The organism is Aminobacterium sp. UBA4987 (genome assembly GCF_002396985.1).
Classification (GTDB): Bacteria; Synergistota; Synergistia; order Synergistales; family Aminobacteriaceae; genus Aminobacterium; species Aminobacterium colombiense.
In genome coordinates this window covers 707,534-719,087 of record NZ_DGZF01000009.1, presented here as the reverse complement: position 1 = coordinate 719,087, position 11,554 = coordinate 707,534, and the positions used below count along the sequence as shown (strand labels likewise).

Here is an 11,554-nt window from a genome sequence, read left to right as displayed (position 1 = left end):
ACGGCTTAGAAGGCCGTTGCTCTATCCGACTGAGCTACAGGCGCATACGAACGCGTCTAAATAAATGGAGCGGGAAACGGGATTCGAACCCGCGACCTACGGCTTGGAAGGCCATCGCTCTAGCCAACTGAGCTATTCCCGCTCGTTGCAACGAAGTTCTTTCGTTCAGCACGGGAAATACTACCATATGACCAGCATTCCTGCAACCATTTTTTGTGACTTATTTAGTATAAAATCAACATAGGCCGTCGCTCTAGAATCGCACTACATTTTTAAGCCTGAAAAAGCCCACCTGACATTTTCAAGGAATTCTCTTTTAATGGGAGGGATTCCTTATGTCTGGAAACGTGGCAAGGCTCTTTAAAACTGAAGAAACATGGCAACAAGTCGTAGAACGGTATGTTCTGACAAGGAAGGCTGACGGACTAGCCCCTCGAACCGTTAAGGATTATCGATACCATCTAACACGGTTCTTTACCGCCTACCCTGAGGGGTTGAACCCCGACAAGGCTAAACGTTGCGTTCTTGAGTATATGTCACTCGAACGAAGCCCGGGGTATCACAATATGGTATTGAAGTACCTCAGGTGCTTTTTCCGCTGGACTGTCAACGAAGGGATACTATACAGCAACCCCTGTAGCGGGATACGGAGTCGCAAAGCCCAGCCAAAGATAGCCCAGCATAGCCCCGACGTTGTGAAGGCCCTTCTCGCACTTCCTGACCAAAGCACATATACGGGCTTAAGGAATTACGCCCTGCTCCTGCTCTCTCTTGACACGGGGATACGCCCCCGGGAAGCCCTTTCCCTCCGTGTTGAAGATGTTTCCATTCCCGCCCGGGTCGTTGTCGTTCGTGCTGAAACAGCCAAGACAAGGGTACAGCGAACCTTGCCCATATCTGACCAGACAGCACAAGCCATCATGAAGCTTGTTTCCATACGCCCCAAGGAATGGAGAAACGCCCCTCTCTTCTGCTCACGGGACGGGCAACCCCTCCGTGTCAATTCGTGGTATCACACTGTCAAAGGGTATGGAGAAAAGATAGGGGCTGACATTACGCCTTACAGCTTGCGTCACCTGTTCGCCCTCTACTTCTTGAGGAACAACGGCAACACCTTTGCCCTTCAACGGATTATGGGACATGACAACCTCGACACCACAAAGATATATGTAGCCCTTGCCCAGTCTGACCTTGAGGAACAACACGCCCAAGCAAGCCCGGTCAATGCATTATTCCCTAAACGACAAAGACTCGGGAAGATAAGGGACTAGAGCCCCAGATATCGCCCCAGGAGCCCCTAGAATGCCCCAGGTTCAATTTATATCTTCTAGATGGTGATTTATGCCTCTTCCAACTTCCAAGGTGCTTACGGGGCATTCTGGCGGGTCGTTTCGCTTTAGAAGGAAGGAACAAGCCCCGACAATTAAAGATTCGGGGCTTTCCCTTTTTATAGTGTCCCTTAATTCCTCTATTGCAAAATAATAAACTAGAGTTTACGTCTATAAGATCTCTTATTTTTACCTCAACGAAGGTTCCTTTTTTATAGTGTCAGTTAATTCAGCTTTCTGTATGGTTATGTCATGTTATTCAGGTTTTTTCAAGTTATTGTTTGGCTTAGATTCTTAAACCTCATACCCCACACCCCAACTCCCACGCTCGCTGTAACGCTTTTCGTTCAGCGTTTTCCTCTGTGAGAAAAACCTTGAGTCTATTAAAGACTTCGTCGTATTTTGTCTTGACCTCATGCGGGGCTGACTCAAGCCAGCTTTCGAGGTCATCCGGCGGGGCTGGCATCTCAGGCCGGATGGGACGCTCGGTCACTATTGGGCTTAGCTCGGGCTGTTTGGGTTCTGTCACGCCGGGTTCTTCTCCTTGGATGGAAAAGGGAAATATCTTCTCTTCTTCTGTAATTGAATTTTTATTTTTTCCCTCCAACCCATCGGGAGCACCCGGAGCGGAGGGGGTATTACATACCCCCTCTCCGCTCCGGTCCGGGTCTCTCTCCCTTTTGGGCCCCGGAGTGCCCGGAACAATCCGGGAACAATCCGAGTCAATCCGGGTTGGGTCTTGTTTCTTTTTTATTTCCTTAACGAGTTCGTTCTCCATGAGATCGGCTGTTTCACCAGCCAATTTATAAATATCGTTCGATACTTCGAGCTTTCTTTTCTGAACAAGTCTTTTTCGAGTATCGCTAAATATTCGTCGCTTGGAGTCTTGCAAATCTGCTGTCGATTTCTCATAAAAATACGGTCGCCATTCTTCAAGGTGAACGCCTTGAAATCGTCCGACCCCATCCACTCGACCCTTTTCTTTTGCGGCCGCAAGGAATGTTTGGAACCCTAGTTCCTCGTTAGCAGATAGCCTGCTCCCTTTTTCCCGTGGCTCTTCGTCACATGCAACAAGAGCGGGGCTTGTAACCATTTCGCCCTGTTGCGTTTCCATCACGTCAATGCTGACACGCTCGAAATAAAGCGGGGCGGGTTTTTCCATATCTTTGGCTTTTTGACAAATCAGCGTATGATGAGTCCCATCCGCTTCAACTTGAAACTGAACGTCAACTGCACCTTTCAGAGCCGATGAGCCTCGAGCCCTTCCTTTGTCAGAAAGCCCGGAATGGTGAACGATTAAAATTGTGCATTGGTAATGATTTTTTATGATGTCCAGTCCGTTTATAAACTGATTCATGTCTTGTGTTGAGTTTTCATCACCAATTCCAAAATTTCTCGCCAACGTGTCGACGACAATTAGTTGAGGATTGCCGGCTTGTTCTGCCACTTCTTTTATTGCTGATAAAACTTCACTTAATGAGAACGAGTCGGTTAGAGCCGCCGGCATCGTTGAGAGATAGATTGGAGCGTCTTTTATTGAAACTTCATTGAGCTTTTCCCACGCCGTGAGCCGACGTTTAAGCCCCGGAAAACCGTCACCTGCTATGTAAACGACCGCCCCTTCTCGCACGTGTCGGCCGTTGAACGGTAATCCAGTAGCAACGCTACAGCTTATGTCCAAAGAGAGAAGGCTTTTTCCGCTCTCGGGTTCCCCGAAAATGAGAGCTAAGACATTTTCTTCTATAAGCTTATCTACTATAAATACCGGCTCTCTTAACTCCATATCGCCGGCTCGAATGAGTTTAAAACCCCGCTCAGGTTCTGGCTCTTGATTGCCTTCTTGTTCCCCTTGCTCGGGGCTCCATTCCTCGCATTGTTCGGCAAGCTTTAAAAGTTCGCCCTTGCCGTGCCCGGCCTTCAGCCAATCGTAAATGTCTTCTTTGGGCTGTAGGCTTGGTAGCTCCAACAGCTTCACGGAGCAACCTCTTTTTTGTAAATCGCCTGCCACCTCGTAAGCATGCTTCCGCCCGGGCTCGTCGTTATCTGGTAAGACGATAACCCGTGTTCCGCCCTTAAACCATTTCCCGGCCCCGCCCCATTTACCCGCCCCGCCCGAATTCGTGGTAGCGACTAAACCCAGTCCCCGCAAAGATTCGACGCACTTTTCACCCTCAACGATATAAATTATCTGGTTGCTGTTTATAGCCTTGAGAAGTTCAGGCAAGCGATACGGAACCCTTTCAACCCCCTTCATGGATTTTTCCCTTTTTCCATTCTCACTGACGGCCCTTTGGAATACCCGCTTGCCGCTCACGTCGTCGAGCCTGACGACTTCGTATTTTAGGTTCCCGCTTGCGTCGTGGTATGGGTAGATGGTTTCCCTTGCTTGAATTTTTCCTCGTCCATGCCATGGAGACTGAACGCCGCAAAGTTCGCAAAGGTCTTTTATGCTTCCGCTCGAACCCGTGCTGTGGCATGTCCAGCAACCCTGTTCAACGTTGAAGCTAAAGCTCGGGCTCTTGTCACCGTTTTTGTGGCTATGGCTCGGGATGGGGCAAGAGCAATAACACTGGTCGCCTTCCCATTTTGAATTCTTGGGCTGAAGTGTTCGCTCGAACCATTGCCGGATATCGGCGGGGAAAAGCCCAATTTCTTGTAGGGATGACATTATGCCCGCCCCCTTTTCCAAGGAAGGCATAGCAATATTGCCCGGGCCAAGGAATAACTTATCAGGTAATGTTTATTGAAGTAATTTTTTATTTGGGAAAAAGAGATGATAGGCAACCATCTCAATAGAAATGGAAGGGGGAATACGTTTATTGGCGGGTCTGAGTCGTCGGGGTCGTCGCCGTCGCCACCGCCCCCGCTGTCTTTGGTTCGTTGCCGTTCATGGCGAATTCCACGCCTGCAAAAACCCCTTTTTACCGGTCGTTTGATAAAATTGGTAAAAAAGGATCTCTTCCGACGACTTCGAATCATCGCAACCGCCCTTTTAATGTTGTTTCGAACGAGCCGTTTCGCGAACGATTTAAGTTGAAGATCGCCCATGCAATGGTTTGCCATATCACGAATATCTCTGACAAAACGATTAAACATCTCCGTGATTCCAAGTAAACACTCTCTTCTCAAGGTTTGTTGAGCTTTTAACACCGTTTCTTTTATCGCCTCGGCGCAATCACAAAAATACACATCGTCATCTTGACTAACGTTTACGCAATCATTATAATCTAAACTGTAGTTCATATATAAACCTCCTTGCCGGCTAGCCCCGGCATTTTTTATTCCTCAACCCTTGCGAAACCTTCATCATCGACAATGGAAGACTGGTCAATGTTGAAGAAGTCAGCAAGGCTTCTTTGATATCGTGGATATAAAACTTGCCGTCGTAGCTCGCTTTGGCACAAAGTCGAAACATCAACCCCTGTAGCCATTGAAACTTGCTTCAAAGTGAGCCTATGCTTCTTTCTTAACCCCCTGATTACCGTTTCCATTGGATACCCCCCCTTCATTTTTATTTTCCGTTCTTAAGTCTTATGCTGATGTGATTCTCTAGACCTATTGATAAATGACAATAGCGTTTATAGTCTAATATGAGGTATTGTGTGGATTTATAAACAAATTGTATCACTATTAAATTATCTCACACTTCCCAGGATATACAACCCCATTAATGTTGTTTGCGTAAATAAGTTGTGGCTATGCCCACATATATAGAGTTACACATATACATCACATGAAATTTAACCCCATATACGTATGGCTTGAATTGTTTATTGTTATAGGTTATAAAAGAGACAAGGAAAGGACCCTTACATTTCCACACCAACGAAAAACAGGATTATTAACTTTGAAAAACGAACCTTGAAAATGTCAGAAGACCAACGCTCCAGAAAGGCATAAAAAAACGGGAACCCTTGGTATAACTGGATTCCCGACACATTCTATCTACCTACGGCTTGGAAGGCCATCGCTCTAGCCAACTGAGCTATTCCCGCTCGTTGCAACGAAGTTCTTTCGTTCAGCACGGGAAATACTACCATATGACCAGCATTCCTGCAACCATTTTTTGTGACTTATTTAAGTTCTACTGTTATATTTTTTGAAGGACTTTGCTCTTTTTATGTTTGAACTTTTAAAGAAGCGGTTTTTATGACTCTGGTGCTTCAAAACGTTCTACAAGCTATCGGGGGATGCAAAGTTGCTAAGTTGTGCTCTGCTGGTCGAATATTACGGCCTTTCCGGGGTAATGCTAGCCAGGGTGAGCATCTCAACCCTGGTTTTAGCAAAAAAGATCGCGTTGGTCTCCATATGATACTTGAAGCAGCGGGGGTACCCCCGCTGCTCTTAATTTGTTTAATGAACATGCTACACCGGCTTAAGCCCATTGATTTTAGTGATGCCAAGCCCAGGTCCTTTTGAAAGAGTGATTGCCGGGCCATCGTATTGGGCGCCACCTTCCACTGGATCTGCTGAACATAAAATAGGCGGGTCTAGATCAGCTCTGGTGATAACAGACATGGCAGTGGCAAGATGACATGCTGCCGTTACGCTGATTTTACTTTCCATCATGGCACCGATCATGCACTCTACCCCAGCGGAGCGAGCCATGGCACAAATGGCAAGAGCATTGCGAATGCCGCCCGTCTTCATAAGTTTGATGTTGAGAAGATCCGCAGCCCTCATAGTAAGGAGAGTAAAGGCATCTCGGGGAGAAAATACTGCTTCATCAGCAAGAATCAGCGTGTTTACTGTGTCTGTTACCATTTTCAGGCCTTCAAAATCATAAGCAATAACCGGCTGCTCTACCAGTTCAATATTTAGACCGTTATCTTCCATAAAATGAATGATGCGAATGGCTTCCTTGGGTGTCCACCCCTGGTTTGCGTCTACCCGCAACAATATCTTATTTCCTACCGCTGAGCGAATTTCTTTTAGACGGACCATATCCTGATGGAAATCAGTACCCACTTTGATTTTGAGGGCTGTGTACCCCCCCCCCACGGCTTCAAGACTGTCTTCCACCATTTCATCGGGGGCATTCACACTAATAGTATAGTCTGTGACCACTTTTCGTTTTATTCCGCCTAAAAGGGCGTAGAGAGGCTGATTCAGCATTTTCCCCCACAGATCATGAAGGGCTATATCTATTGCTGCTTTGGCCGAAGTGTTGTGTAATATAGCGCGATCTACAACATCAAGGATCGCCCCCAGATTGTCAATATCTTTGCCTATTAGAAGAGGGCGTATCCGCTCCTGAATGGCACCATAAATGGCACCATTAGTGTCTCCCGTTATAACCGCCGTGGGAGGTGCCTCCCCATATCCGCAAACTCCGTTGTCTGTTTCAATTACCACCACATTGGTTGTTACTTCTGAGACGGATCTCAAGGCCGTTTTAAAAGTTTTTTTCAATGGGATAGACAGTTGTCTCAGATAAATATCTTGAATCCTCATTTTAAACTCCCGCGATTATTGAAAGAACTTTGGCGACGAAAAGTCCTCCCCATGTACCTACTACATACCCCATAAGAGCCATAAGAACACCTATTGGCACCAAGGTTTCTTTATATGCAGCGGCAATAATAGGAGCAGCGGCAACAGCCCCTATATTAGCAAGACTTGCCACGGCGCATGTAAAAAGATCAAGTTTGATAATTTTAGCTATGATAGCCATGAGCAATGCGTGGATTCCCAAGACGACAAATCCCGCCGCCAGATAGTAAGGAGCATCTGTAAGCTCTTTGAAGGAAGCCCGGGAAGCAATGAGGCAGATAATAATATAAAGCATGGTAACAGAAACTGGAGATGAGCCAGGAATGCTGTTCATAGGAGTCATGGCGCATATGATGCCAAGGAATGTGGCTATTATGATGGTAACTGTGCTCACAGACAGAAAGTCGCTTTTGCCAAAAATATTGATGAGCATAGGCGATAAAACTGAAGCACCGTAACTTGATAGAGCAGAAACAAAAAGTCCGGAACCTACCAAGAGTACCAAGTCTCCTGTTTCCATTTTTGTGCGAGCGTTATCTTGCATTTCAGATAGCATCATTCCTACAGAATCAATGGTAGAAGTATCGGTCTTTGTCCATTTATTAAAAAACCGTGCGTAAGGAACGCTTGCAAGAAGTAGAATCACCCAAATAGAATAGTTTACGTTATCCACCAGAAGAGTGTATCCCATAGAAGAGTCGCTAATACCCAAAGCTCCCTGAATGGCTACCATGTTGGCTGTGCCGCCAATCCAGCTCCCAGCTAAAGCTCCCCAGGTCTTCCACGATTCCTCAGGGAAACCATTTTTCATGAGGAAAAACATCACTACGAAGCCTATCATGATGGTAAAAGTCGCAGAAAAGAAACCAATAAGCATGCGAGGCCCTAATTTGAGAATCTTTCTTATGTCGCACCGTAATAACATGATAAAAATCATTGCGGGGATAAGATTTCCTCTTATTACTCGGTAGGTAGCCTTGATACTGTCATTGTTCTCCCATAGACCGAAGGTAGCAAAGATCATACAAGAAACGTAGAGAATGACAGGAGTTGGTACATACTTAAAAAAAATAGAGTTCTTGTACTTCATTTCTAAGGTTGAAACGATTCCTGCGAAGCAAAACAAGAAAGCAAAATACGCGAAACCCTGGGTTATCACTGCAACCCCTCCTCAAAATGAAATATTAGGCCTATATTTAGAGCCTTTACATAAAAAAATCCAGCAGCTGCCGGCGCATATACGCCGGTAACCGCTGGATTTCATCCCCTGACATCCGTGAGCCAAACTCAAACGAACTTAAGGACGAAGCAGCCTTTCCCTATTAAGCTTTCTTTAAGGCGGTAACCTCTTTATACTTTTTTATTGCATCTCGGTATGCTGCTATAATAGCTTTTTGGGAAGACCCGAAATATCGTGTCAGAACATTTGAAACAATAACTTCTTCATCCTGAACAAGACGGCGCCCTAAAAAGATCTCCTGAACAAACCTCTCTGTTACTTTAAGAGTCATGGAAACGCCACAATCAATAATTTCCTCACTGTCTTTCAACAGAATGAAAGATATGAAGAAAGCTCCAAATTGCTGATTGATCGGATTAAAACTTGTTGTTTGCGAATTCCCCACTATAAGGATGGAATTCTCCGGATATTTAACATAATTCGACATGATGAAATTCTATCATGTTCTAATAGAATTTGTCTACTTTCGCCCCGGAGCATTAGATTTTATACAAAAAGGGGGAAACTGCATATTTGCAGCTTCCCCTGATCTAAAATGGTCGGGGCGAAAGGATTCGAACCTTCGACCCCCTGCTCCCAAAGCAGGTGCGCTAACCAGACTGCGCTACGCCCCGGTTTAAGCACTGGTGGAGCTGGGGGGATTTGAACCCCCGGCCTCTTCCGTGCGAAGGAAGCGCGCTCCCCCTGCGCTACAGCCCCACATGATCAACGGCGAATATTGTAATGATCGCAGCAGCACTTGTCAAGCTTTTAGCGGAATACTTGCTCTCGCGATAGTTTGTATCTATTATTCTATTATAAAAAGAAAGGAAAATATATCATGATATATGGAGCAGAATTTGTACATCAATGGGCAGAAGAACTTGATGAAATCCTTTCTGGCCAACGCCTTTTTCGGGTAGAGGGAGCTGAAAATTGGCTAGCGATGCGGTTTTCATCTATTCCCCTTTCACTATTTATAAGCTGGCATCCTCAAAGTTCTGGATGCAGCCTTCTCAGTGAAAATGAGCTTGATCAGGTAAAACGTTTTTCGGATGGCAAACACAGGTTCGTAGATGCACTGAAAAGCCATGTGGTCAAAGGAGAAGTAACTGCTGTAAAGCAGGTGGATTATGACAGGATCATCGCTCTCAACTTTTCACGTAAGGTTGGGGCCGGTTTCGATGTCGAGAGAACACTGATTTTAGAGTTTATGGATAGGAATAGCAATATTATCCTTCTCGATGAAAACAAAGTGATCATTGACTGTGTAAAACATATTCATCCTGAGATAAACCGCTACAGAACCATTGTGCCATCTCACCCCTATGTGACGCCGCCTCCCCTGCAGGGACCGTCTCCATTAGAACTGTCGCCAGAGGCATCTCTTGAAGATATGATGCAGGTGAAAGGCATTGGCCGAGGGCTGAGATCTTATATGAAAGACTACTGGCACCATCTTTCCCCATTTGAGTGGGCTGTAAACATTCGAAAGATGTATGAAGAAACGAAGCCTTCAAAAGGCCTCATACAGAAGCACAACAGTTATATAACAATATTTCCCCTTTCCTTGGAAGATATGGCATCTGTGGGGGAAAACAAGGCCCTTATAGCGTCAAAGATGTTTGTGCTTGATCCCTTTATTCGTGACAAAAGCGAACGGATAAAAAAAGAAACAATGAAAATTGTAAAGCGGGAGATAAAGTCACTTGAACGGCATCTTAAAGGAGTTGAGAAGCAAAAAAACGAATCACTAAAGGCGACATGGTACAGAACATGTGGGGAATTGTTGCTAGCCAACCTTTACTCTATTTCATCCAGAGCCGATAACGTGTCTCTTCCGGGATGGAATGACGAAGGGGAAATAACTGTGGAGATTCCACTAGATCCCAATAGATCTGCTTCAGATAATGCTTCTCTCTATTTTAAGAAATACAAGAAGGCAAAAGGCGATCTTGAAGAGATAGAACAGAATATAACAGCGCTTGAGGGGCGCATATCAGAACTTGAGGATCAGTTAGAAATTATAGAGGAGCTAGAGATTCCGTCTCTTATAGATACACTTTGTCGTGATATTCGAGAATGGTTGGTACCTGCTAAGAAGAAAAAGGGGAAGAAAGCAAAGAAAGAAGCGACGCGACCACCTCATCTTCGCTTGTTTTATGAAGATGCCATTCTTCTTGTAGGACTTAATGCCAGAGGAAACCGTTACGTAACATTCCAGGAGGCGTCTCAGGAAGATATCTGGCTTCATGTTCACGAATTGCCTGGCTCCCATGTAGTTATTAAACGGCCAGAAGGAACAAAGGAAGATTTGGAGGGTACAGATTTGCTGACGTTAGCGGCATCACTGGCCGCGTTCTTTAGTAAAGGTCGCCATTCAACAAGGGTTCAGGTGGATTATACGGAACGAAAACATGTGCGCCATATTTCCGGCAGCGGTATAGCTCATGTAACCTATACCCACCCTGAAACGATTATTATTGACCCTGACCTGTGGAAAGAATATTTTTCAGAAAAAGAGATAATTCCTGAGGGAGACAGGCTCTGAAACTCATTCGACTTCCATTTAGGGGATGATCAAAAGCCAATTTCCATGCATGAAGAAACATCCTGCCTGGTGTTCTTTGCAGACTTTGTTTTGTGCCGTAGAGGCCATCACCCACAATAGGGCAACCCCTATGTTTGAGGTGCACCCGAATCTGATGGGTACGGCCTGTATGAAGGGTGCATTCAATAAAGCTATACTTTTGGTGTGTCCAGAGAATGCGATATTCTGTCAATGCAGGGCGCCCCGTGTCTGTTACTGTCATCATGAGTCTGTTCCGTTGGCTTCGACCTATGGGTTCTTCTATAAAGCCTGCGGCCTTTCGAAGTTTTCCGCAGCTGAGAGCAAGGTATTTTTTCTCCACAGAGCGGCTTCGAAACTGGTTTTGGAGGTTCTGTAAGATCTTTGGGGTTCGAGCAACAACAAGAAGGCCAGAGGTGCCGCTGTCGAGGCGATGGACAATTCCTGGGCGAACCTCTTCATCGAATTTTCTCATGTCTCGGTATTTATACAATAAGCCATGGACAAGGGTCCCATGCCAGTTGCCGGGAGCAGGATGAACAACGAGGCCTGCTGGTTTATTGACAACAATAATATAGGGGTCTTCGTAAATGATCCCGAATTTTACCGGTTCTGGCTCAATTTCCAGAGTTTCAGCAGGGGGAACCACTATATGTATAGCCATTTCTGCCGTAACTTTAAGGGCAGGTTTCAGAGCGCGTCGAATTCCTGAAATTTCCACGTTGCCCAGACGAATCAGTTTTTGAACGTAGCTTCGAGTCAGACCAAGCTCTTCGGCAAGGAATGCGTCAATTCGCTTGCCTTCTTCATCCCCTTGTGGTGTAAGGGTAACTTTATGTTCTATGTTTTCTTCCTGCTCTTCGAAAAATTCGCCACGTTCTTTGTCTACCATTTTTATCCCTTTTCTAAAAAACAGGGGCGGAAACGAGCTCCGCCCCTTGGCAT

9 protein-coding genes and 3 tRNA genes are annotated in these 11,554 nt (G+C 45.6%); 2 read left to right on the top strand and 10 right to left on the bottom strand.

Annotated features, from left to right (window positions below; all coding sequences use genetic code 11):
* Positions 1-65: 65 nt before the first annotated feature.
* Positions 66-142 (bottom strand) — tRNA-Gly (locus tag B2U56_RS07750).
* A gap of 193 nt (positions 143-335) precedes the next feature.
* On the opposite strand from B2U56_RS07750, the gene B2U56_RS07745 reads away from it, so the two are divergent.
* Positions 336-1,271, top strand: a complete 936-nt coding sequence (locus tag B2U56_RS07745; protein WP_286953096.1) for a tyrosine-type recombinase/integrase — start codon at positions 336-338, stop codon at positions 1,269-1,271.
* 358 nt (positions 1,272-1,629) lie between these two features.
* On the opposite strand, the gene B2U56_RS07740 is transcribed toward B2U56_RS07745, so the two are convergent.
* From B2U56_RS07740 to B2U56_RS07705, 8 genes are all read right to left on the bottom strand, one after another.
* Entirely contained in the window at positions 1,630-3,996 is a 2,367-nt protein-coding gene (locus B2U56_RS07740) for an AAA family ATPase (RefSeq protein WP_286953093.1), read from the bottom strand.
* Complete coding sequence (locus B2U56_RS07735) at positions 3,996-4,571, bottom strand: hypothetical protein (RefSeq protein WP_286953092.1); 576 nt, start codon at positions 4,569-4,571, stop codon at positions 3,996-3,998. Before B2U56_RS07735 ends, B2U56_RS07740 begins: the two co-directional genes overlap by 1 nt.
* A gap of 35 nt (positions 4,572-4,606) precedes the next feature.
* A complete protein-coding gene (locus B2U56_RS07730) occupies positions 4,607-4,819 on the bottom strand; it encodes a hypothetical protein (RefSeq protein ID WP_286953091.1) in 213 nt (70 codons plus the stop codon).
* Positions 4,820-5,693: 874 nt separating this feature from the next.
* A complete protein-coding gene (locus B2U56_RS07725; RefSeq protein WP_286953088.1) occupies positions 5,694-6,782 on the bottom strand; it encodes a dipeptide epimerase in 1,089 nt (362 codons plus the stop codon).
* A 1-nt stretch (position 6,783) separates the two neighbouring features.
* Positions 6,784-7,980 (bottom strand): DUF819 domain-containing protein, encoded by a 1,197-nt coding sequence (locus B2U56_RS07720; RefSeq protein ID WP_286953086.1) that lies wholly within the window; start codon positions 7,978-7,980, stop codon positions 6,784-6,786.
* Between the two features lie 163 nt (positions 7,981-8,143).
* Complete coding sequence (locus tag B2U56_RS07715; RefSeq protein WP_286953084.1) at positions 8,144-8,488, bottom strand: DUF3870 domain-containing protein; 345 nt, start codon at positions 8,486-8,488, stop codon at positions 8,144-8,146.
* A gap of 109 nt (positions 8,489-8,597) precedes the next feature.
* A tRNA-Pro gene (locus B2U56_RS07710) sits at positions 8,598-8,675 on the bottom strand.
* A gap of 10 nt (positions 8,676-8,685) precedes the next feature.
* Positions 8,686-8,760: transfer RNA gene (locus tag B2U56_RS07705), tRNA-Ala, on the bottom strand.
* 121 nt (positions 8,761-8,881) lie between these two features.
* Here B2U56_RS07705 and B2U56_RS07700 point away from each other — a divergent pair.
* Complete coding sequence (locus B2U56_RS07700; protein ID WP_286953083.1) at positions 8,882-10,591, top strand: Rqc2 family fibronectin-binding protein; 1,710 nt, start codon at positions 8,882-8,884, stop codon at positions 10,589-10,591.
* Here B2U56_RS07700 and B2U56_RS07695 read toward each other — a convergent pair.
* On the bottom strand, positions 10,521-11,501 hold the full coding sequence (locus B2U56_RS07695) for an RluA family pseudouridine synthase (RefSeq protein ID WP_286953082.1): 981 nt from the start codon (positions 11,499-11,501) through the stop codon (positions 10,521-10,523). The genes B2U56_RS07700 and B2U56_RS07695 overlap by 71 nt on opposite strands.
* Positions 11,502-11,554: the final 53 nt, after the last annotated feature.

Excerpts from the sequence above, each read along its gene's own strand:
- B2U56_RS07740 (WP_286953093.1), bottom strand. The coding sequence starts at position 3,996 with ATGTCATCCCTACAAGAAATTGGGCTTTTCCCCGCCGATATCCGGCAA.
- B2U56_RS07715 (WP_286953084.1), bottom strand. The coding sequence starts at position 8,488 with ATGTCGAATTATGTTAAATATCCGGAGAATTCCATCCTTATAGTGGGG.
- B2U56_RS07725 (WP_286953088.1), bottom strand. The coding sequence starts at position 6,782 with ATGAGGATTCAAGATATTTATCTGAGACAACTGTCTATCCCATTGAAA.
- B2U56_RS07735 (WP_286953092.1), bottom strand. The coding sequence starts at position 4,571 with ATGAACTACAGTTTAGATTATAATGATTGCGTAAACGTTAGTCAAGAT.
- B2U56_RS07695 (WP_286953082.1), bottom strand. The coding sequence starts at position 11,501 with ATGGTAGACAAAGAACGTGGCGAATTTTTCGAAGAGCAGGAAGAAAAC.
- B2U56_RS07700 (WP_286953083.1), top strand. The coding sequence starts at position 8,882 with ATGATATATGGAGCAGAATTTGTACATCAATGGGCAGAAGAACTTGAT.
- B2U56_RS07730 (WP_286953091.1), bottom strand. The coding sequence starts at position 4,819 with ATGGAAACGGTAATCAGGGGGTTAAGAAAGAAGCATAGGCTCACTTTG.
- B2U56_RS07745 (WP_286953096.1), top strand. The coding sequence starts at position 336 with ATGTCTGGAAACGTGGCAAGGCTCTTTAAAACTGAAGAAACATGGCAA.